This window comes from Ancylomarina subtilis, assembly GCF_004217115.1.
In the GTDB taxonomy this organism is placed as follows: Bacteria; Bacteroidota; Bacteroidia; order Bacteroidales; family Marinifilaceae; genus Ancylomarina; species Ancylomarina subtilis.
The window spans coordinates 82,395-104,534 of sequence record NZ_SHKN01000001.1 but is presented as its reverse complement, the minus strand read 5'-3'; the positions used below and the strand labels follow the sequence as shown (position 1 = coordinate 104,534).

The following is a 22,140-nucleotide window of genomic DNA, read 5'->3' as shown; positions in this document are numbered from 1 at the left end:
AAAATATGATTAAATTGGAATTAGTCCAATTTATGAATCAATAATCCAGAACGTAGTTTAGGCTCAAACCATGTTGTTTTAGGAGGCATGATGTTGCCTGTATCAGCAATATCAATTAATTGTTGCATAGAAACTGCGTATAAAGCGAAAGCCACTTTCATGTCACCGCTATCAACGCGTCTCTTCAACTCACCTAATCCACGGATACCACCTACGAACTCAACGCGGGTTGTCGTACGAAGATCTTTAACGTCCAATAGGTTATCCAATACGTGATTTGAAAGAATTGTTACGTCCAATACACCAATAGGATCCTTATCATCATAAGTACCTTCTTTAGCGTTCAGCTTGTACCACTTACCATCTAAATACATAGAAAATTCGTGCAATTTAGCTGGCTTGTAAGTTTCCTCACCCATGCACTCAACTTCGAAAGTTTCTTCCAATTTAGCAAGAAATTCAACTTCAGTCATTCCGTTCAAATCTTTAGCTACTCGATTGTAATCGATAATTGCCAACTGATTATCTGGGAAGTGAACAGCCATGAAGTAGTTGTACTCCTCATCACCTGTGTGATTTGGATTTTTAGCAGCAAACTCATCACCAATACGAGCGGCAGCAGCCGTTCTGTGGTGACCATCAGCTACGTAAGTAGAAGGAACTTTAGTTGCGAACAACTCTTCCAACTCTTTATTAGTAGCAGGATCGTTTACTGGCCAAAAGTGGTGACCGAATCCGTCTTCTGCAACAAAATCGTACTCAGCTTCTTCGTTCTCTACGATATTAGCTACGATAGCGTCAATCTCTGGAACAGCTTTGTATGAAAAGAATACTGGCTCAAGGTTAGCCTCAGTATAACGAGTCAAAATCATACGATCTTCCTCTTTGTCCGGACGAGTTAGTTCGTGCTTCTTGATGACACCATTCTTATAGTCTTCACAAGCAGCATTTGCAACGATACCGTACTGAGTACGTCCGTCCATAGTTTGAGCATAGATATAGAATTTAGCTTCTGAATCCTGCTTTAACCAACCTTTTTCTTGCCATAGCTTAAGGTTAGACACTGATTTCTCATAAACTTCTTCAGAGTGAACGTCAGTTCCAGCAGGACAGTCGATCTCAGCACGAGTGATATGAAGTAAAGAGCATTCTTTACCTTCAGCCATTTGAGCAGCCTCTTCCGAGTTCATTACATCATATGGCAAGCAAGCTAAATCTTTAGCGATATCTTTTGTTGGGCGTAAGCCTCTAAATGGTTTTACAATAGCCATGATTTGGTATTTTGTATGTTTGTTATTCTATTATCAGTACACAAGGAACGAAATGAAAAGTAGATATCTACTTCCTATTTATTTACTCTAAATGTTTCGTCTCCTTTTTCAATATAATTCACAATCTGATTGGCACCAGCGATACCAGCGTTGATATTCGCTTCAGCAGTTTGTGCTCCCATTTTCTTAGGAGTAAAGAAAAAGCGACCTTCATATTTAGCAGCAAATTCGTCTTTGCAGTCAGGTGCGATGTCAGAGATGTAAGCAAAATCCTTACGATCTTCCATAAGTTTCAACATACCTTCTTCATCAATTACTTCCTTACGAGCTGTATTTACAAGGATACCACCCTCAGGCATCTTGTTCAACAAATCGTAGTTAATTGATTTTTTGGTTTTGTCGTTGGCAGGAATATGCAATGATACATAGTGACAAGTGCTATATAGCTCTTCTACTGTATCTACTGCCTTAACTCCATCAGCTTCGATAGCTTCTTTTGCAACAAAAGGATCGAATGCATAAACGGTCATTCCGAAACCTTTAGCAATATTAGCAACATGTTTACCTACATTACCATAAGCATGAATACCGATATTTTTACCTCTTAACTCAACACCAGCTTTCCCATTGTAACCTTTACGAGCAAGGAAAACCATCATTCCTAATGCTAGCTCAGCTACAGCATTTGAGTTCTGGCCAGGTGTATTCATGGCCACAATACCTTTCTCAGTACAAGCTTCAAGATCGATATTATCGTATCCTGCACCTGCACGAACAATTACTTTTAGGTTTTTTGCTGCTTCAATCACCTCGCGGGTGGCTTTATCGGAACGAATGATCATTCCATCAACATCAGCAACAGCTGCTATTAATTCAGCCTTATCTGTGTATGACTCTAGCAAAACTAGTTCATATCCTGCACCTTCAACTACTTCGCGAATTGCGTTTACAGCAGCAGGAGCAAAAGGTTTATCGGTTGCAATTAAAACTTTAGTCATTTTATTATTTTAAAACGTTTAAAAATAAAATGTCATTGCCAGCCAAATCGAAGTTATCCTTATCGGATCCCTTTAGTCGTTCCTCATGCTTTAATGACTCAAAATAAGGATTTGAGCAAGTTCCCCAACTCAAATCCATATAATCAGGTAATTACTTTACATGCATTGTTTCGAATTCTTTCATGCAGTCTGCTAATGCCTGTACACTTGCTTTTGGTAAAGCATTGTAAGTAGAAGCACGGAAACCACCAACTGAACGGTGACCTTTAATTCCAGACATACCTTTTGAAGTCGCGAAATCGAAAAATTCTTTTTCCAATTCCTTATACTCGTCATTCATTACGAAACAAATATTCATTAATGAACGATCTTCTTCGTTGATAACAGTACCTTTAAACATTGGGTTACGGTCAATCTCATTATAAAGAACCGCAGCCTTTTCTTCGTTCATCTTCTGCATAGCAGAAACACCACCTTGCTCCTTGATCCACTTCAAAGTTTGAAGAGCAGCATATACAGGAACTACTGGAGGCGTATTAAACATAGACTCTCCCTTAATGTGTGTACGGTAATCCAACATTGTAGGAATCGTGCGATCAACCTTACCTAGTAACTCGTCTTTAACGATTACAAAAGTAACACCAGCAGGCGCTAGGTTCTTTTGCGCTCCACCATAAATCAATGCATACTTAGATACATCAACAGGGCGAGAGAAAATATCAGAAGACATATCAGCAACAAGAGGCACATTCACGTCCATGTCGTGCTTGATCTCTGTACCATAAATGGTATTGTTTGTTGTGATATGGAAATAATCTGCATCAGCAGGAATTTCGTATCCTTTTGGAATGTAGTTGTAAACTGTTTCTTTAGAAGAAGCAACTTCAACAACTTCACCAAATAACTTCGCTTCTTTTTGAGCTTTGTTTGCCCAAGCACCCGTGTTTAAGTAAGCTGATTTCTTAGCCATCAGGTTGTAAGGAATCATACAGAACTGAGTAGAAGCTCCACCACCTAGGAACATTACTGAATATCCTGCTGGAATATCCAATAATTCCTTGAATAAAGCGATCGCTTCATCCATTACGGCAACAAATTCTTTGCTACGGTGAGATACTTCCATAAGAGAAAGACTTGTTCCGGCAAAATTCTTAATAGCTGCAGCAGTATTTTCTACTGTTGAGTCTGGAAGGATTGAGGGTCCTGCAGAAAAATTATGTACTTTCATTTTCAATATTTTTTAAAATGTGAACGTTTGCATATTCATGGGCAAATTTGCAAATAAAAATGAAGAATAACGCGGTCATAAACCATTTTTTATATGTTTTTCAACAAAAATAAACAGAGCACTCCATTTCCACTTATCTACCTGAATAGCTATTATTTAAATAGCAAAACACTCACTAACCGAAATCGTTTTCAGATATTACGCCCAAGCCAACAAAAAAAAAGCAGGTTTGTGATCATTCACAAGCCTGCTTTTATAGTATGATTGCAGATTAAAATTGCTTCATTCAACTTCAACCTGTAATTAAATATGCTTAGTTTTTGTAAAAAGGAATTTTCACAATTTTTGCTTTAAGTGCTTTATTTCTGACACGAATGTAAATCTCAGTATCCACTTTGTAGAAACCTTCTTTCACATATCCCATACCCACTGATTTTCCAACAGCCGGAGCACTCGTTCCTGAAGTTACTTCACCAATTTCATTCCCTTCAGCATCCTCAATTTTATAACCATGACGAGGAATACCACGGTCGATCATTTCGAAACCTTTCAAGCGACGCTTAGGCTTATCATTTTTTTGTTGCTCAAAGAATTCTCTATCAATAAAGTCATTCCCATCAACAAACTTTGTAATCCATCCTAAACCAGCTTCAATTGGTGAATGCTCATCATCAATATCGTTACCATAAAGACAGAATCCAACTTCAAGACGAAGCGTGTCACGAGCAGCTAAACCAATTGGCTGAAGACCAAACTCCTTACCTGCTTCCATTACTGCATTCCATAATTTCTCACCATCTTCGTTTGCCACATAAATTTCGCATCCGCCAGAACCGGTATATCCAGTTGTTGAGAAAATTACGTTTTCAATTCCAGCCATGTTCACTTTCTTGAAAGTGTAATATTCCATATCTTCAACAGGAACATCAATAAGCTTTTGCATTGCTTTAAGAGCTAGAGGACCTTGAACAGCCAACTGACAAATTTCGTCAGAAGCGTTATAAAGTTCTTTACCAACTTCTAAGCCCATTTCTTCAGCATTTTTACAACACCATGCCCAATCTTTCTCGATATTAGCCGCATTTACAACCAATAAATAAGTCTCTGAATCGATACAGTAAACCAACAAATCATCTACAATACCACCTTTTCCATTAGGAAAACATGAATACTGGATTTTTCCATCTGTTAAAGCAGCCACATCATTAGTGGTCAATCTTTGAACAAAGCTAAAAGCCTTAGGTCCTTTTACCCAAAACTCACCCATGTGAGAAACATCAAATACACCTAATTTCTCACGAACACACATGTGCTCATCTTTAATACCAGTGTATTCAATAGGCATATTATAACCAGCAAATTCAGCCATCTTAGCGCCTAATTCTTCATGAAAACTAGTGAATGCAGTTCTTTTCATCTGTTTGTTGTTTGAATTTTAAGATTGTAATGTCTTCCCTAACATTAAGAAAAACACGTCAACTCCTATTTAAGTATTGTTATTTAACTCTCTCAAATACAACGAATATAATCAATCATTTATTCCCTGTAAATGCACTTATCGAATTTTCATTCTATTTTGTTTTGCAAATGTAAAAGAATACAAATTCTAGGCAAAAAAATACCAATTAAACTTCAAAATATCCTTTGTATTATAAAGCATATTTTTATCTAATTGGTATTATTCATCGCAAACTGCCTGCTACTTATTATTTAAACTGTAGTTGCTAATCATCTTTCCTCTTATGTCATTCTCGAAACTTACGATAAAAGCTTTATCAAGCCCTAACCTGTCTTTATAATATATTGCATCTTCCAATCGTTCGTAATTTCCTATTGAATAACGATACCACTCGTCATCATAAGACAATTCAATAGGCTCCTTTCCACTATACAATTTCTTCAATTCAGCATCTTTCATTTCAATTTTCGACGCTGCAATTTGAATTTTATACGAAGTCGATATTGACTTTACTTTCTTAACAATGGGGATAGGTACTGGAATTACCTCGGGTAAAATTTCAATATTATTTACAGGTATAGATGATTCAATCCTTGCTTCTGGCTCAATAGGATCAGCAACCTCTTCTTCAATGACTTTATCAAAAATTATTTTTTTTGAATAAATATCAAACTTTCCATTCTCTCCCCTGTTGGAATCAAAGAAAAACGAATCCCCTTCATAAGGAAAGAAATGTCGGTCATCATAAGCCGAATTGATTGGCATTCCCATATTCTTAGCCTCCATCCAATTTCCATTTTCATCTTTCTCCGATCTGAAAATATCGTACCCACCTATGGTATTTCGCCCCTTTGAGCTAAAATAAATCACAGATCCGTCATCTGATAAAAAGACATCCCGTTCATCAAATTCCGTATTGATCTGATCATCTAATTTTACAGGCTTACTCCATTCTCCGTCATCATTCTTCTTGCAATAAAACACATCAGCTTGCCCCCCATTTCTATCGCTTACAAACACAAGCTCATTGCCATCTGAGGTCATAGAAGCAGATGATTCATCAGAATTTCTCTCATTCACAAAAAAAGCATCCATCTCCTTGGTCCAATATTTACCATCTTGTTGCATAAAAATCAAATCACCTAAGCCCATATTTTTATCGTAGAATACATATTGATTCTCATCTGTTTGAGCAACCATCAGCGGTAAATCTCTCGATTTTCTCTCATCATTTAACACACTAAAATTCGACCATTCCCCATTGATTAAGGCAACACTAAATCCCCTTAGAGAGGACTCTGTCGCTCTATTTTTCTTATCGCCAACAATTGTTCTATCCGAATGAAAGAAAAGTTTTACACCATCTCGAATTGCAAGAATATCATTAGATTCAGAATTGATTGGCGAAGGCATTTTTTCAACATTAAAAGTCTGGATTTGTTGAGCAAGCACTTGCCCATTTTTACACTCTTCGATATAACGAAAGACCTTCTTCAAATCTTCCCGGTTCCGTTTTACTCCCTCGTGTTGAAGAATCTCAACGTAAACCTTATAATTCAAAATTGCATTTGTAAAATCCCCGGCATACTGATATGCCTGTCCTAAAAAAAGATACAAATTCTTATTTAAGTTGGGTTTCAGAGCCTTTGTTTTTTCAAAATAGGGCTTAGATAACTCTTTCTTTCCATATTTTAAATAACATAAACCAATATTGTAATTCAATTCGGGGTTCGCATTATTAAATTTATCACAAGCCAACAGCAAGTTTAAACAGTCCGAAGCAGATGATTCTCCTTTTCGAAATAACTTTTTAGCCTTACTTATATTTCTAAAAAGTTTCTTCCCTTCAATTTTATCCCCAACAAATTCATCACGGTCGATTCGGATAAATTCCTGAGCATAAATATTTCCTGAGAAAATAAAGAAAAGAAACAATAGGTTTCGGAACAACAGCATAGATCACATCTTTAGTTAAATAAGATTCAACTAAATTAAGAAAATTAAAATATAATACGTGAGCTATCCAATGATTTTTTAATAGGCATAATCAAGTCAGGAAACCCTAAATTGATCCGCATAATCCACCCTTCCTTTTTAACGGTCATAATTGCCAGGATAAAATGCAATAGCTTAATTGAAAATAAATTATTAATATTGTATGTAAGTAAAGCTTAAAGAGTCGGTCGGGGCCATTCATGATTTTCAGAACTTGTTCATAATCAAATTTTACCCAATCGCACCGCTTTGTTTACTATCAGAAAGATGAACAAACAAAATAAAAGGACTTTAGTCTAATTAATCAATTCAAAAGTAAAAAATGGATTCTAGTACTCAAATCATTGATTTATCATACTTAAAAGAAATGTCTGGTAACAATAAAGACATCATGATAGAAATGGTTGAAATCTTTATCGAACAAAATCCCGAATTTACTGAAGGTATTTCGAACCATTTTAAAAACAAACAATGGGCTCAATTGGGAGCGATTGCTCACAAAGCAAAGTCGTCTGTCAGAATAATGGGGATGAGTGAATTGGGTGACTGTCTGGAAAAAATTGAACACTATTCAAAGGGAAATAAAAAAATTGAACTTCAAAATAAAATTACCGATAATCATAAACTCGATGATGAGGACTTAAAGATATGGAACAACGTACAAAACGAAGACATTAATGATATCAATCTGGAATATATTCCGGAACTTGTCAGCTATTTCCTTACCCAAAGTCCCAAAGCGATTTCAGAACTAGAAAAAGCTTTACACGAGCTTTAAAATGGCAAAACATTCACCCCACATATTAGTCGTTGATAGCAATACAGCAACGCTTAAGTATATTGAGTTTACCCTCACAGGTATTGGCTATAAATCGACATTGGCAAAGAATGGATTAGAAGCCATTGAAAAAACAAAAAATCAACACTTTGACTTAATCATATCCGACCTTTATTTACCACTAATGAGCGGAAATGATTTGGTTAGACAAATTCGACAAACACCTGAATATAAGCTCACACCATTCATTTTTCTATCAGACAACAAAGAAGAAGAAACATGGATTCAAAACTTAAATGACGGTGCTGATGACTTTATAACAAAACCTTTCAAACAAGAAGTTTTTATATCAAAAATCAGAGCCCATATAAAGAAAACACAACTCAGAAAGGAGATTACTGATCACTCAAGAAAGCACAACCTCAGTTTCGATAAAGGGAACATCGTCTTTTGCACTCACAAAGACAATAAGTTTAAATTGCCTCTACAATACATAAAAACACCTGTCAAGATCATTAAATCTGACAAAAATTTATTCTCATACCTCAAAAAGGAGAATGTTTGGCGAATTATAATTGACGACAATGCCATTTGGGCCATTTCAATTCTGGATAAAATTAGCAAAACGACAGAACAACTTATTCCCATTGACATCTTAATTTCAGACTCAAAAGATACTGATAAGATTGATTATCTTTTAACCAACCACATCGACTCGTTTCTTTATAAACAACTCGACGAAAGATTAATTATTCATCAGATAAACTCATCGGTTCAGCAAGAGCTGAATTTGAAAAATAAATATTTCAATGCTCTAAATACGGCAGCTAAACAATCACCTGTTCGTTTCGAGAATCAATATAATGAGGATATTCACGACTTCAACATCCAGGTAATTCACCAGGCATACAACAAATTGGCTGGTGGTGACTTTTATGAAACCTTCGATGTCGATAAGCAGAAAAAAATTATTGTCGTTGGTGACGTGATGGGTAAAAAATGGGATGCCTGGTTCTTTGTACCTGCCTATATTGCCTATATCCGAAGTACAATTAACTTTTTTATGAATCGAGAGGAATTCGATTTTATAAAATCACCCGGTAAGTTTCTCGAAATAATCAATCAATCTATTTTTAAAGATTTAAAACTCAGCGAGGTTTTCACAACACTAAGTATCATTGGCATTTGTTCAAAAACATCACAAATCAGCATTGCTTCAGCTGGAGCACTTCAACCCTTATTTTACAATGCCAAAGAAAATAAACTAACCCAACTTAATATTGTGGGAACACTTCTGGGTGTCATTCCCGATGCACACTACCTCAGTTTAATACAGGATTTCAATCAGGGTGACAAACTCCTACTCTATACTGATGGCTATGTTGAAGCTGTAAACGATCGAACAGGAAGTATGATTGGTGAAGATGTTTTCCTTAATAGCATCAAACAAGTCGTAAGTAAAAGAACAATTCGTCTTGCTGATATTGAAACCCAACTGATACACACACTGAATATTTCCAAGTTTGATGATGACAGAACACTCTTTCTTGTTCAAAAAAATTAGGCTTTTACTTTCCCTATTCGCTTTTAATTTTGTTCATTTGTCAAAAAATATAAAACATGACTCCAAACGAAATTATTGGCTGGATGGGCAGCATCCTTTTTGCTATTTGCGGATTACCTCAGGTTATACACACTTTTAAAACACAAAAAGTAGATGACCTCAATGAGCTATTTATATGGCTGTGGTTTTTGGGTGAGGTGTTCACTTTTTGGTATATTATTATCGATGATATCACCAACAAAGTCTATCACATTCCACTATATTTCAACTACCTGTTCAACTTAATTATGGTATTCTATCTGATCTACGCCAAATATCGCTACAACAGCAAACCAACCTCACTGGCAATTTTAAAGCGTCGGGTAATCAAATAACATCTTTTCAATCTTCTTAATTAAACAGTTGTGAAAATCGTCATCATTGATAATTTCGACTCATTTACCTACAACCTTGCTCATGCTGTGGAACAATTCTCGGATGAAGTCATTGTTATGCGCAACAATAACGTGGATTGGAAAACAATTGACGATTGTGATAAAATTATATTTTCACCAGGTCCTGGCTTACCCGGAACTGTGAAAGTTATGGGTGAAATTCTCGATCAATACAAAACGACTAAACCAATTTTAGGGGTTTGTTTAGGAATGCAATATATTGGAATCTATTTTGGTGGAGAAATCTTCAATATCGACAAAATTATTCATGGCATCCCAAAATCAACCTTCGTAACAGACAAAAAAGAATGCTTATTTCAGAATGTACCATCGATATTCCAATCAGGTCGGTATCATTCGTGGGCATTGAACAGAGAAAAACTCCCCTCTTGTCTTAAAATTACAGCTACTGATGATGACAAGCTCATAATGGCAATTCGCCATAATGAACTTGACATTTGCGGTGTTCAATTTCATCCCGAATCAATCATGACAGAACAGGGATCTGAAATGATAAAAAACTGGATTGCGTCTTAATTTATTCTGGATTTCTGCAATAGCCTTTAGATTGGGCTAATAGTCTTGCCAAACCTTTTTCTTCTCGTATTTCAAATCCTGAAGCACTGAAGATTTCACATTAATTCTAAAATTATAGGATTGATAAGTACCGAATGGAATCGTATTAAAGGTCATTTGCCAGCAATGCAAATCTCTCGTCAATGAAAATTGAGTAGCAGTAATTGCCTTGTTTGCAAAATCGTAACCCGTAGAGAAATTAATTTTCCATTTTGGAGTCAAACTAAAATCACCACGCAATCCTATATTCTGATTAACGTTACTCTTTACAGTTGGTTTTGAATAAGTCCATCCATAATCCAATGAGAATGACCAAGGCACATCAAACTGAACGTACTGAATCTGATCCTGCTTTTTATCCCCCTTATTCTCTTCTTCACTATCTCCTTTAAAATCACTTGAGGACAATCTGAAACCTACGTCAATTGAAGCATTCGTTAATCGTGGACCAAATTTATTGATCTTAATATTATTCGCATTTAGCGCATAAGGATCTACCGTTGAATTAAAGCTCAGGTCGAGTTTATTGTTGAAGATCTTTGTGCGACCGTTTATTCGAATATTCGACCAGTTTAAAGAATCCTTAAACATATCGTAACTGGTAGAAAACTTAAGACTCTCCAGAAGCTTCACTTTCTTAAAATCCTCATTCCCGGTGGTGTCATTTGCAGTTCTAACTTTTGCTTCGATATTATTATCCAAACTTAAATTAATACTTCCAGACTCCTTTGCCCCGGTTGGTGTACCATATAGGCTTCCATCAAAAATTGAATATTCAATATCCTGACCGTCTTTTTTATAAGTTCTGTAATACTTATCCCGATCAACACCAATCTCTGGTGTGTAACTCACACTAATCGATGGGGTCATCACGTGACGAATCGCTTCAATCTTTGAGGTCTTTTTAAAAGTATACATCCCATATATCTTTGGGCTTAAAGACAATGATGCTGATGTAGAATAATTGTGTGCATACTGAAAGCCCTGAATCGTATCATCTACAATCCCCCCTTTATTATCATTCAATGTTTCTTCCCAACGCCTGCGAATTGAACGGGAATACAAAACACCCTGATAATTAAGAGTTGGCGACAAGGTTAAATCACGTGTCAACTTAAAATTCGTAGTAACAGGAATACTATGCTGATAACCGTTTTTCCAGTCTTTAGTCAGAGAAGAGGACATCAGCTTCTTTTCTTTAATATTGACTCTATTCTCCATTTTCGAGGTATAACTCACACCAATTTTATCATACCACTTCAAATTGGAACTCTTTCCTTTGCTTCTAAAAGGATAAATTTGAGTCATATTAAGTGATAAACTTGGTAAAGTCAACGCAATGGTTGTGTCACGACTATTCTGAGAGTGACGTAAAGACCCGTTCAAACTAAAAGGACTACCTGGCCACTTCTTACTGTACGAAATACTCGATTGCTTCTGGTTGTTCACAATCTTATTGATATTGGTCGAGTTATTCCTATCATTCTCTGAGGTAGAAAAGTTTACCGAAGCAGAAAAAGTTCGGTAAGGATTTGCTTTTGCATCTTGAGTATGTGTCCATCTAACCGCAAAATCCTTCACCTCTGAGTAATCATCTAAACCTTTGTCACCATATTTATTTCTATGATATTCGGTTTGCAAACGACCGCTATATCTGTAGCGTTTTTTATATTTCGATTCAAGGTACCCCCCCCATGAACCGTTAGAAAAAACATCACCACGAATTGCCAAATCCACGTAATCATTAATTGCCCAGTAATAACCTCCACCACGCAAATTAAATCCCCTACGTTGCTCCTCACCATAACTCGGCAATAAGATACCCGAAGAATACTTGCTGCTAAAAGGGAAGAATCCAAAAGGAAGTCCAATAGGCAATGGCACATCTTCCAAAACCATATGTAAAGGACCAGATACAATTTTATCATCCTTAATCATCTTAGCCTTTGTCATTCGCACATAAAAGTGTGGATGAGGGTGATCACAAGTTGTGTATTTCCCATTTTTTAAAAAGAAAGTATTCTCATCCATTCTTTTAGTTAGTTCACTATGAACGTAACCACTTTCCTGCTCCGTAATCACTTCATTAACTAAGCCTTTACCTGTCTCAAAATTATACTTTAACTCTTTACACGTAAACTCCTCAGCTCCGTCTTTAAACTCTGGTGTATGAATAAATGTACCCGTGCTGTCTTTTATACCGTATGCAAACGCTTCTTTTTTGGCAATATCGAGCTCAATATAGTAGGCTCGCAACTCCGTTGCACCGTATTTTACAAAAGCATTATTGGTTAGATATACTTTCTGCCCTGTAAGCGAAAATGTGACACTATCATCAGCATTGTATTCGATAGCCGTCTCAAGAAAAGGTTTCTTTTTATTTGCACTTGAATCTGCAGATAAAGAATCATTCTCTACATTCTTCTTAGTCCCCGACTTCAGATTTAAAGAATCAACCTGTTGCAAAAGTTCTGCATACCAATTTACTTCCTCAAGAGCATCCGAAGAAGACTCCCAGCCAGGACTTTCATTGTTTACTAGATTTAAACCCGCAAATATATTTAACGGAACTAAGCTAAAAATGAAAAGTATAAAAAGCTTCTGTTGTAATTTCAATTGCAATTTTTATCTGTTATTTTTGTACAAGAATGAGATCGACTAATAAACTTAAAAATCAGATGTAGTACGCTAAGTTTTAAGCCCGTAAGACACTTTCACATCCAGTTTTGACATTCATCAATCTCAAATAGAAAGGTCTCAGGTCGCCAAAATTACAAATAAAACTACTATATTCCCTAATATAATCACTGTTCAGAATCATTTTTTAAGTTCTTTTATAAAGATTTCATATCTGAATATTTTTTCAAATAAAATTTCACAAAATATAATGAATAGAGTATCAGTTTTTTTAATGGTTTTAGTTCTTTGTTCGAGCAGTTTTTTTAGTAGGGGGCAAAATTCCAAATATAAAATTAACACAATCGTCATTGATGCCGGCCATGGTGGTAAAGATCCTGGTGCTATTGGGAAACATTGCTACGAAAAAAACATTGCGCTCAGTATAGCTCTGAAAACCGGAAAATATATTAAAGAAAACTTCCCAAACATCAAAGTCGTTTACACCAGAGATACCGACGTTTTCATCCCTTTAAAAGAACGCCCTGAGATTGCCAATAGATGCAAGGCTGATCTTTTCATTTCTATTCATGCCAACAGCCTCAAAAACAATACACGAACCTATGGGACTGAGACTTTTATTTTGGGACTTCACAAATCGGAAGATAACTTGGCTGTGGCGATGAAAGAAAACTCCGTGATGCTTTATGAAGATGACTACAGCAATAAATACGAAGGTTTTAACCCTAAAGATCCGGCTTCATATATTATATTTAACCTGATGCATAGCCTGCATATTGATAACAGCACATCGATGGCTCAACACGCCGAACATCAGTTTAAAAGCAGAGTTGGCAGACGATCAAGAGGGGTAAAAGCGGCTGAGCTTTGGGTATTAAGAAAAGCCAGCATGCCTTCCGTATTAATCGAAGTGGGTTTTATTTCGAATCCTAAAGAAGAGAAATTTTTAATGTCCGACAAAGGGCAAGACTATATGGCCTCAGGTATCTTCAGAGCCTTTAGATCGTATAAGGAGGAAATTGAAAGACACAGTTCAAGAACGCTTGAAGTAAAAAGTCAAGAATTGCCCGATGCGAATTCAAATGGTGTAAGTTTCTGTATTCAAATCAAATCCTCCTCAGAAAAAATTCCGCTTAACTCAAAAGTATTTGAGGGCTTGGGAACAGTTAAAGAGAATTTTATTAATGGGACATATAAATATTCTGTTGCCCATTCTTCAAATTTGAGAGCGGTAATCAACAAAAAAAGAGAGATAAAAAAACAAATTTCAGATTGTTTTATAGTTGCTTACTACAAGGGAAAACCTATTTCTATCAAAGAAGCCAGAAACATTCAAAAATCATAATAATTATTCTATACCTTTGATTAAAGATAAAACAGAGAAATAACACAACGACACTTAAATGAAAATATCAAAAGAAGCTACTATTGGATTATTGGTTGTAGCTGCCATTACAATTTTTATTTGGGGAATTAATTTCCTTAAAGGAAACAGCATTTTCTCGACAGAGCAAGTGTTTTACGCAAAATATCAAAGAGTTGACGGGCTAAAAAAATCCAGTCCTGTAACTCTAAAAGGGTTTAAAATTGGTCAAATAAAGGCGATCAAATTTAATGAATCAAATATTAATGACCTTATTGTATCCTTTTCAATTGGTAACGAATTCCACCTCCCAAAGAACACAACAGTTCGAATTGTGAGTTCTGACATTATGGGAACCAAAGAAATTCAAATTAATCCTGGCAATTCCAAAGTGATATTGCAAGCTGGCGATACCATTCATGGTAGCATCGAAGGCGACCTTAAAGAACAGGTGAGTATGCAAATGCTGCCTCTGAAAAATAAGGCTGAACGATTGATGTCTAGCGTCGATTCTGTGCTGACTGTAATCCAATATATTTTTAATGCAGACGCCCGTGATAATATCTCGCAAAGCCTTTCAAATATTAAGAATGCAATAGACAATTTGGAAAATACATCTGGAAATCTTGACACTCTGGTTAGTGGACAACGATCTCATATGGAGGAAATATTGGCGAATCTTAAATCGATAACACGCAATTTGGATTCCAATGGAGAAAATATCAGTACAATTTTAAACAACTTCTCCAGTATATCAGACTCCCTGAAACAAGCTGAAATAACATCGACTGTAAACAATGCCAATGCGGCTTTAGCCCAGGTAAACGAAATTTTTCAACAAATAAATTCGGGAAAAGGTAGCATGGGAGCCTTTCTTAAGAACGACAGTCTATATTATCATATGGAATCTGCATCAAAACATCTGGATGAGTTATTAATTGATCTTAAAGATCATCCCAAAAGATATGTTCATCTTTCTGTCTTTGGACGAAAGGACAAGCGTAAAAAATAGATTAGAACCATTCACAAAAAAGCCAGGTTAAACCTGGCTTTTTTTTTAGTTCAAAATCAGATCATTCAGACCTTCATAAGATGTTTTTACATTTCGATGAGCATCTGAGAAACGTAAAATTCTTTTAATCAAACTAGCTGGTGCTTCAATCAGTGAATCATCAATATATCTGATTAAATCTCCCGATCCCATCAAGTCATCTATAGAGATGCTTTCAAGTTCAGTAAGAAAATCATCATGACTCATTGTTGATGCCCAACCTACAAGTGTAAAAATTGAATTCATTCGCATACAAATTGGTTTATACCATTTATAACGCGAGCAATTCCATTTTAGTATATCTAATTTGACAAAACATCTCTTCTGCTAGAACATCTGCAGGTTGAGTTGATTTTCATCAATCATTTTCCTCAGATTTATCAAGGCGTAACGCATACGTCCCAGTGCCGTGTTGATACTCACATCGGTATCATCAGCAATTTCTTTAAAACTCAAGCCTTTATAATGACGCAAAACAATCACTTCTTTCTGATCCGAAGGAAGACGATCTACCAATTCTTTCACTTCGTAATGTACCTGAGATCGAATCATGATATCCTCACAATTATCATCGCTAAACTTATCCGAATTAAAAAGATCCAGCTCAAAATCATCATTTGAATAAACCTTATTCATTTTTTCTTGCCTAAAATGATCAATAATCAAATTATGGGCAATTCGAAAAACCCAAGCCAAAAACTTACCGTTGTCGCGATATTTTCCTGCTCGTAAAGATTGAATGACTTTAATGAATACATCCTGAAAGATATCTTCAGTCAGATCTTTATTTTTAACAATTAAATAAATGTAGGTGTACACCCTATCTTTGTGGCGAGTAATAAGCATTTCTATCCCAGACTGGTCCCCGGAAATAAATCGCTCAATATAATATTGATCGCTTTTTAAATCAAACTTCTCCAATTTCACATTTTATATTTTAAGTAATACTGTGTAGAGATTGATCTATAAGCGAAGTAGGTTTTAGTGTGTCAATTATTATATCACCTGCAAGATTATAAATATTAAAGAGTTTTGCAAATCGTAAGAACTTAAATAAATTTGTAAGATTTTATATTTCGCTCAGCATTTCACGGAACAAACATGATTCATCAAGATAAATTCATCACTATAAAGGGAGCAAGAGTCCATAACCTTAAAAATATCGACTTAAAAATTCCTCGCAATAAATTTATTGTGATCACAGGGCTTTCCGGTTCAGGAAAATCCTCTCTGGCTTTCGACACACTTTATGCTGAAGGTCAGCGCCGATATGTTGAGAGCCTGTCGGCCTATGCCCGTCAGTTTCTTGGGCGAATAAATAAACCCGAAGTCGATTTCATTAAAGGGATACCACCAGCTATTGCCATTGAGCAAAAAGTGAATACCCGCAACCCAAGGTCAACCGTAGGAACGTCTACTGAAATATACGACTATCTGAAGCTCTTATTTGCAAGAGTGGGAAAAACCTACTCCCCTATTTCAAATACTCTGGTTAAAAGACATAGCGTTAGCGATGTGGTTAACTTTTCTCTATCACAAGAAACTGATACCACTGTCATGATTATGGCGGAACTTCATCCCAATGCCGAACGGACGAGACAAGAACAACTTGAAATTCTGTCAAAACAAGGATTTTCAAGAATTGAAATTGAAGGAAAAGCTCACAAAATATTTGATGTTTTAGAAGATCAGGAATTATTATCCATAGAAGGTGATATTCATATCATTATTGATCGAGTTCGTGTTGATAAGAAAGAAGACACCCGAAGCAGACTGGCTGATTCCATACAAACTGCCTTTTACGAAGGTAAAGGGGAATGTTTAATCTCTATTACCGATTCTAAAACGACGAACTACCATAATTTCTCAAACCGCTTTGAGGCCGATGGAATAACATTTGAAGACCCGCACACTCATACTTTCAGCTTTAATAATCCTATCGGAGCCTGTCCTAAATGTGAAGGCTTTGGTAAAGTGATTGGCATAGATGAAGATCTGGTGATTCCCAATAAAACATTGAGCATTTACGAAGATGCTGTTGTCTGTTGGAAGGGAGAAAAAATGAGAAAGTGGAAAGATGAATTGGTGTTTGCTGCTGACAAATTTGATTTTCCAATTCACAAACCCTTCTTCGAACTTAGCGAAGAACAAAAACAATTGCTTTGGACTGGGAATAGACATTTTAAGGGCCTGCATGCTTTCTTTGCCTATATAGAATCCAAACAATACAAAATTCAATATCGTGTCATGCTATCACGGTATCGAGGCAAAACAACCTGTCCGGATTGTCGTGGCACACGATTAAAAAAAGAAGCTGGCTACATTAAAATTACAGGTAAAAACATTCAGGATCTGGTTTTAATGCCAATATCAGAACTCAATGAGTTCTTCAACAATCTTAAGCTAGAAGGAAGCGACGAAAAAGTTGCCAAACGTATTTTAATCGAAATTCAAAATCGTTTACAATTCCTTTCTGATGTTGGTTTAGGTTACCTAACGTTAAACAGACTTTCAAGCAGTTTATCCGGTGGTGAATCACAGCGAATAAACCTTGCAACATCCCTTGGAAGCAGCTTGGTTGGATCACTTTATATACTCGACGAACCCAGCATTGGCCTGCACTCAAAAGACACCGAGCTTTTAATAAAGGTTCTCCGTCAGTTACGCGATTTGGGCAACACGGTTGTCGTAGTTGAACACGACGAGGATATCATTATGGCTGCTGACCAGGTTATTGATATTGGTCCTTATGCCGGCCGGTTAGGTGGTGAACTGGTATTCCAGGGAAATCTGGAGGAGCTTAAAAATTCAGATATAAGCTTAACATCACAGTATATTTCCAAAACACGCAGCATTCCAACGCCAACTTCCAGAAGAAAGTGGAATAATTTTGTTGAAATTGTTGGTGCACGTGAAAACAACCTGAAATCACTGGATATTAAATTCCCTCTGAACACCATGACTTTGGTTACCGGTGTCAGTGGCTCGGGTAAGTCATCTCTTATCAAAACCATCTTATACCCTGCCCTAAAAAAACATTACGGCGGTTATTCAGATAAGAGTGGCCATTTCGACGCCTTAAAGGGTGACTTGCATATGATTAACAATGTGGAATTTGTAGATCAAAATCCCATTGGAAAATCATCCCGATCCAATCCGGTGACTTACCTGAAGGCTTACGATGAGATCCGAAAATTATATGCAGATCAACAAGCATCAAAATATGGCGGTTTTAAATCTGCACATTTCTCATTCAATATCGATGGTGGTCGATGTGATGAATGTCAGGGCGAAGGAATCATCAAAGTGGAAATGCAATTTATGGCTGACGTCTATTTGCAATGCGAAAGCTGTAAAGGACGCCGATTCAAAGATGATATTCTTGACGTTAGATACCGTGAGAAAAACATTCATGATATTCTCGAAATGACCGTGAATGAAGCCACTGAATTTTTCATGGAATCAACAGGCAAAACAGAGAAGAAAATTGCCCAACGCTTAAAACCTTTAGTTGATGTTGGATTAGGCTACGTAAAACTTGGACAAGCATCAAGCACCTTAAGTGGCGGTGAAAGCCAAAGGGTAAAACTTGCTTCATTCTTAGCAAAAGAAAAAGCAGAACCCTGTCTGTTTATATTTGACGAACCGACAACAGGACTTCATTTTCATGACATCAACAAACTAATGGATGCCTTCAATGCCTTAATTGCCAGAGGTCACAGTTTAATTGTAATTGAGCACAACATGGAGGTGATTAAATGCGCTGACTGGATTATTGATTTAGGTCCGGATGGTGGAAATAATGGAGGAAACCTTTGTTTCGAAGGCATACCAGAGGATATCATCAATAAATCAGATTCTTTTACGGGAGCATTTTTAAAAGAAAAGTTATAAAAACATGTCGATCCTCAATTTGAGGTAAATCCATATTTTATTGGTAAAAACATCCGATTTCAACACAGTAAATAATAGAATTACACTATGATAGATTTAAACTTAAAAGACAACAAACTTGTTTTAGAAAACATTGAAAAATTGCGCACAAAAGGAAGCATTAATGATCTACCAGCAATTTTGGACTACTTAATTTCTCCTGTACATATTGAAATAGAAAAGGCCCTGTATGCTTTTATTTTTGACATCAAAGATCCCAAAGCCGTTGAACCAATTATTGCGGCTATACAGAATCCAAAATATCAAACTATTCAAAAAAAGCTAATTGAGTTTTGTTGGCAATCAAGCTTAAAGTTTGCAGATCACCTTGGCCTTTTTGTTGATTTATTGATAAAAGGCGATTTCGAAATTGCATTTGAGGCTTTCACCGTAATCGAAAACATGGAAGAAAACCTTGATCCTAAATCCAAGGAGAACGAGATGAGAAAATTAAAAAATGCAATATCGACTGTTGGTGAAGATCGTAAGGGCTGGTTGCATGAAGCTTTTCATATGATTGAACAAGCTGAAGAAAAAGCCCCCAACTAAAATCAACAAACATCGCTGATAAAAAAACAAAGGCTTTATTACTCTCAAAAGTAATAAGGCCTTTCTGTTTATACATGACAAAACAAAACCGCAAACACATAACATTCAGACAGATGAAGCACATCTCGTAAAAAAAATGTATATTTTATTGTTTTCTGATAGGGTATCATCCTGATTATGCATCATAGTAGTAGAAAGACAGAAGGATCAGGCCAATCTTTCTCAAGAATAATACTCTAACAGTTTTAAACATTTAAAATATACGATCATGAAAACAAATTTCAGAAAACAGATTTCGATATTGCTTTCATTAATTTTGGTCCTTTCTTTTAGCCAAGTAATGGGAGCTGAAAGCTTCAATTTCAAAAAGAAAAAGAAAGCTAAAACGCAACAAGTCATCGACACGCTCAAGTACGATGTTTACAAGGGAAAAATTAAAAACAAAGAAACAGGTGAGGTTCTGATCTTTGCCAACATTACTGTAAACGGCTCCAATGTTGCAACTGTGACAAATAGCGACGGTGAATTTCTTTTAAAGATTGCTAAAGATTCAGATGCAAAAACACTGACAGTATCCCATATTGGATATAAAAACAAGGAATTTACAATTGCTTCATTAAAACCAAGAAAAAACGTCCTTGAAATGGAATCCGCAATCATACCCCTTGGTGAAATCAATATTTACCCTCACGATCCATTATTCCTGGTACGAAGCATTCTTAACAGGGTTGCTGAGAACTACGCGCTCAATCCTAATATGATGAAAGGTTTCTACAGGGAAACCATTAAGAAGAACAGAACTTATATTGCATTATCTGAAGCCGTTGTGAACATTAATAAGGCAGGCTACAGACAAATGCGAGACGATCAGGTTCAAATTTACAAAGGACGTAAGAGTCAGGATGTGAAAAAAATGGATACCTTATTGTTTAAATTACAAGGCGGACCAAACACAACACTGCTACTTGATATTATTAAAAACCCATACAACTTGCTTTCGGGAGATTTTATTAAGAATTACGATTACACCTTTAAAAACATCACAAAACTTAATGACAAAATCCATTATGTTATCGAATTTAAGCAAAAAGAAGGTATTGACTTACCATTGTATTACGGCCTGTTTTATATTGATGCAAACAAACTCGCATTGAGTAGTGCTAGATTTAGCTTAAATATGAAAAACGAATCAGAAGTCAGACAGATGTTTATTCGCAAAAAACCAGCTGGAGCACAAGTAACACCTCTTTCGGCTGACTATATTGTAAACTATCAGGAGAAAGACGGCAAATGGTATTTCTCTTATGCTCGTGGAGAGATCAAATTCAAATGCAACTGGAAACGTAAACTGTTCAACTCCAAATTTTCAGTAATGACTGAAATGGCAATTACAGACCGAAGCGATGTTGCCTCTGAAAGATTCAAAGCAAAAGATCGATTCAGACCCAATCAAGTAATGACAGATGAAATTGGAAACTTCAGCGATAAAGACTTCTGGGGAGCATCTAATACCATTGAACCAGATCAGTCAATTGAAGCTGCCATTCGTAAATTAAGAAGACAAGGGAAATAAAAAGTAACCTACTAATCAAAAAATATCCTGGAGTTCTCACTCCGGGATATTTTAAAACTAAATTTCATTACTTACAACGAGACTAGAAAAAAAGACCTATTTTTAATTAAACATTAAAAATAAACGAAAACGAAAGAATGTTCGAGGACAATCATAATATTACAAAACAAATACGAGAAGGCAACTTAAAGGAATTTGAACGAGTTTTCAAAGAATTTTACCCGCAATTATGTCTTTATGCCCTTCGCTTTGTCAAAACAAAAGATCTAGCTGAAGAAATTGTTCAGAACCTCTTTTGTCAGATTTGGGAAAACAGAAAAGATCTGAATATTCACACATCAATAAAAGCTTATTTATATCGATCTACCTATCACAATGCCCTGCAGGTTTTAAGAAAAATGGGCAGCCATAACAAATACAAGGAATATCTTAAATATCAATATAACGAAAACGAGTCTTCAACAAATAAACTTGAAGAAAAAGAGATAAACAAAATTGTACAACAGACTCTTTCATCACTTCCTCAACGCTGTGAAACCATTTTTAAGATGAGTCGATTTGAAGGTTTAAAGTATCAGGAAATTGCTCAAAAGCTCTCCATTTCGATAAAAACAGTCGAAGCCAATATGGGGAAAGCCCTAAAGGCATTTCGGCATAATTTGAAAGATTACATATGCTTCTTTTAAGTAAAACTATAATACCAAAGAAAAACAATTAACAAGACTATTGCT

General features: G+C 35.9%; 18 protein-coding genes. 10 read left to right on the top strand and 8 right to left on the bottom strand.

Annotation, left to right across the window (positions count from 1 at the left end; genetic code table 11):
- Window positions 1–20 precede the first annotated feature (20 nt).
- The 5 genes from EV201_RS00415 to EV201_RS00395 form a co-directional block, all read right to left on the bottom strand.
- Window positions 21–1,271, bottom strand: coding sequence for a DUF1015 domain-containing protein (locus tag EV201_RS00415; RefSeq protein ID WP_130305434.1), 1,251 nt, complete (start codon window positions 1,269–1,271; stop codon window positions 21–23).
- A 74-nt stretch (window positions 1,272–1,345) separates the two neighbouring features.
- Entirely contained in the window at window positions 1,346–2,269 is a 924-nt protein-coding gene (locus tag EV201_RS00410) for a 3-phosphoglycerate dehydrogenase (protein WP_130305433.1), read from the bottom strand.
- 151 nt (window positions 2,270–2,420) lie between these two features.
- The gene (serC, locus tag EV201_RS00405; protein ID WP_130305432.1) at window positions 2,421–3,497 is read right to left on the bottom strand and encodes a 3-phosphoserine/phosphohydroxythreonine transaminase; all 1,077 of its coding nucleotides are present in this window, start codon (window positions 3,495–3,497) and stop codon (window positions 2,421–2,423) included.
- Between the two features lie 313 nt (window positions 3,498–3,810).
- Window positions 3,811–4,914 carry a glycine cleavage system aminomethyltransferase GcvT gene (gene gcvT, locus EV201_RS00400; RefSeq protein WP_130305431.1) on the bottom strand — a complete coding sequence of 368 codons (1,104 nt, stop codon included), beginning with the start codon at window positions 4,912–4,914 and terminating at the stop codon, window positions 3,811–3,813.
- A gap of 282 nt (window positions 4,915–5,196) precedes the next feature.
- Entirely contained in the window at window positions 5,197–6,912 is a 1,716-nt protein-coding gene (locus tag EV201_RS00395) for an SPOR domain-containing protein (protein WP_130305430.1), read from the bottom strand.
- Between the two features lie 361 nt (window positions 6,913–7,273).
- On the opposite strand from EV201_RS00395, the gene EV201_RS00390 reads away from it, so the two are divergent.
- The 4 genes from EV201_RS00390 to EV201_RS00375 are packed head-to-tail and all read left to right on the top strand — an operon-like array spanning window position 7,274 to window position 10,264.
- Window positions 7,274–7,729 (top strand): Hpt domain-containing protein, encoded by a 456-nt coding sequence (locus EV201_RS00390; RefSeq protein ID WP_130305429.1) that lies wholly within the window; start codon window positions 7,274–7,276, stop codon window positions 7,727–7,729.
- Between the two features lies 1 nt (window position 7,730).
- Entirely contained in the window at window positions 7,731–9,293 is a 1,563-nt protein-coding gene (locus tag EV201_RS00385; RefSeq protein WP_130305428.1) for a SpoIIE family protein phosphatase, read from the top strand.
- A gap of 56 nt (window positions 9,294–9,349) precedes the next feature.
- Window positions 9,350–9,667, top strand: coding sequence for a PQ-loop repeat-containing protein (locus EV201_RS00380; RefSeq protein WP_130305427.1), 318 nt, complete (start codon window positions 9,350–9,352; stop codon window positions 9,665–9,667).
- A gap of 30 nt (window positions 9,668–9,697) precedes the next feature.
- A complete protein-coding gene (locus EV201_RS00375; RefSeq protein ID WP_130305426.1) occupies window positions 9,698–10,264 on the top strand; it encodes an anthranilate synthase component II in 567 nt (188 codons plus the stop codon).
- A gap of 36 nt (window positions 10,265–10,300) precedes the next feature.
- Here the strand turns inward: EV201_RS00375 and EV201_RS00370 are convergent, their stop codons facing one another.
- Window positions 10,301–12,925: a putative LPS assembly protein LptD gene (locus EV201_RS00370; RefSeq protein WP_130305425.1), complete on the bottom strand. Its 2,625-nt coding sequence runs from the start codon at window positions 12,923–12,925 to the stop codon at window positions 10,301–10,303.
- Between the two features lie 265 nt (window positions 12,926–13,190).
- On the opposite strand from EV201_RS00370, the gene EV201_RS00365 reads away from it, so the two are divergent.
- Together EV201_RS00365 and EV201_RS00360 are read left to right on the top strand one after the other, a co-directional pair.
- Window positions 13,191–14,285 carry an N-acetylmuramoyl-L-alanine amidase family protein gene (locus EV201_RS00365; protein WP_130305424.1) on the top strand — a complete coding sequence of 365 codons (1,095 nt, stop codon included), beginning with the start codon at window positions 13,191–13,193 and terminating at the stop codon, window positions 14,283–14,285.
- Between the two features lie 58 nt (window positions 14,286–14,343).
- A complete protein-coding gene (locus EV201_RS00360) occupies window positions 14,344–15,315 on the top strand; it encodes an MlaD family protein (protein WP_130305423.1) in 972 nt (323 codons plus the stop codon).
- 45 nt (window positions 15,316–15,360) lie between these two features.
- On the opposite strand, the gene EV201_RS00355 is transcribed toward EV201_RS00360, so the two are convergent.
- Both EV201_RS00355 and EV201_RS00350 read right to left on the bottom strand, forming a co-directional pair.
- Entirely contained in the window at window positions 15,361–15,600 is a 240-nt protein-coding gene (locus tag EV201_RS00355; protein ID WP_130305422.1) for a hypothetical protein, read from the bottom strand.
- Window positions 15,601–15,681: 81 nt separating this feature from the next.
- Entirely contained in the window at window positions 15,682–16,281 is a 600-nt protein-coding gene (locus EV201_RS00350) for an RNA polymerase sigma factor (RefSeq protein WP_242610436.1), read from the bottom strand.
- A gap of 174 nt (window positions 16,282–16,455) precedes the next feature.
- On the opposite strand from EV201_RS00350, the gene uvrA reads away from it, so the two are divergent.
- The 4 genes from uvrA to EV201_RS00330 all read left to right on the top strand — a co-directional run bounded on the left by uvrA (window position 16,456) and on the right by EV201_RS00330 (window position 22,095).
- A complete protein-coding gene (gene uvrA, locus EV201_RS00345) occupies window positions 16,456–19,248 on the top strand; it encodes an excinuclease ABC subunit UvrA (protein WP_130305421.1) in 2,793 nt (930 codons plus the stop codon).
- A gap of 87 nt (window positions 19,249–19,335) precedes the next feature.
- The gene (locus EV201_RS00340) at window positions 19,336–19,836 is read left to right on the top strand and encodes a hypothetical protein (protein ID WP_130305420.1); all 501 of its coding nucleotides are present in this window, start codon (window positions 19,336–19,338) and stop codon (window positions 19,834–19,836) included.
- A 268-nt stretch (window positions 19,837–20,104) separates the two neighbouring features.
- Window positions 20,105–21,409 (top strand): carboxypeptidase-like regulatory domain-containing protein, encoded by a 1,305-nt coding sequence (locus EV201_RS00335; RefSeq protein WP_130305419.1) that lies wholly within the window; start codon window positions 20,105–20,107, stop codon window positions 21,407–21,409.
- 137 nt (window positions 21,410–21,546) lie between these two features.
- Window positions 21,547–22,095, top strand: coding sequence for an RNA polymerase sigma-70 factor (locus EV201_RS00330; RefSeq protein ID WP_130305418.1), 549 nt, complete (start codon window positions 21,547–21,549; stop codon window positions 22,093–22,095).
- The last annotated feature ends 45 nt before the right edge of the window (window positions 22,096–22,140 follow it).

Excerpts from the sequence above, each read along its gene's own strand:
- EV201_RS00355 (WP_130305422.1), bottom strand. The coding sequence starts at position 15,600 with ATGAATTCAATTTTTACACTTGTAGGTTGGGCATCAACAATGAGTCAT.
- EV201_RS00415 (WP_130305434.1), bottom strand. The coding sequence starts at position 1,271 with ATGGCTATTGTAAAACCATTTAGAGGCTTACGCCCAACAAAAGATATC.
- gcvT (WP_130305431.1), bottom strand. The coding sequence starts at position 4,914 with ATGAAAAGAACTGCATTCACTAGTTTTCATGAAGAATTAGGCGCTAAG.
- EV201_RS00390 (WP_130305429.1), top strand. The coding sequence starts at position 7,274 with ATGGATTCTAGTACTCAAATCATTGATTTATCATACTTAAAAGAAATG.
- uvrA (WP_130305421.1), top strand. The coding sequence starts at position 16,456 with ATGATTCATCAAGATAAATTCATCACTATAAAGGGAGCAAGAGTCCAT.
- EV201_RS00340 (WP_130305420.1), top strand. The coding sequence starts at position 19,336 with ATGATAGATTTAAACTTAAAAGACAACAAACTTGTTTTAGAAAACATT.
- EV201_RS00335 (WP_130305419.1), top strand. The coding sequence starts at position 20,105 with ATGAAAACAAATTTCAGAAAACAGATTTCGATATTGCTTTCATTAATT.
- EV201_RS00385 (WP_130305428.1), top strand. The coding sequence starts at position 7,731 with ATGGCAAAACATTCACCCCACATATTAGTCGTTGATAGCAATACAGCA.
- EV201_RS00360 (WP_130305423.1), top strand. The coding sequence starts at position 14,344 with ATGAAAATATCAAAAGAAGCTACTATTGGATTATTGGTTGTAGCTGCC.
- serC (WP_130305432.1), bottom strand. The coding sequence starts at position 3,497 with ATGAAAGTACATAATTTTTCTGCAGGACCCTCAATCCTTCCAGACTCA.
- EV201_RS00410 (WP_130305433.1), bottom strand. The coding sequence starts at position 2,269 with ATGACTAAAGTTTTAATTGCAACCGATAAACCTTTTGCTCCTGCTGCT.
- EV201_RS00330 (WP_130305418.1), top strand. The coding sequence starts at position 21,547 with ATGTTCGAGGACAATCATAATATTACAAAACAAATACGAGAAGGCAAC.
- EV201_RS00395 (WP_130305430.1), bottom strand. The coding sequence starts at position 6,912 with ATGCTGTTGTTCCGAAACCTATTGTTTCTTTTCTTTATTTTCTCAGGA.
- EV201_RS00365 (WP_130305424.1), top strand. The coding sequence starts at position 13,191 with ATGAATAGAGTATCAGTTTTTTTAATGGTTTTAGTTCTTTGTTCGAGC.
- EV201_RS00380 (WP_130305427.1), top strand. The coding sequence starts at position 9,350 with ATGACTCCAAACGAAATTATTGGCTGGATGGGCAGCATCCTTTTTGCT.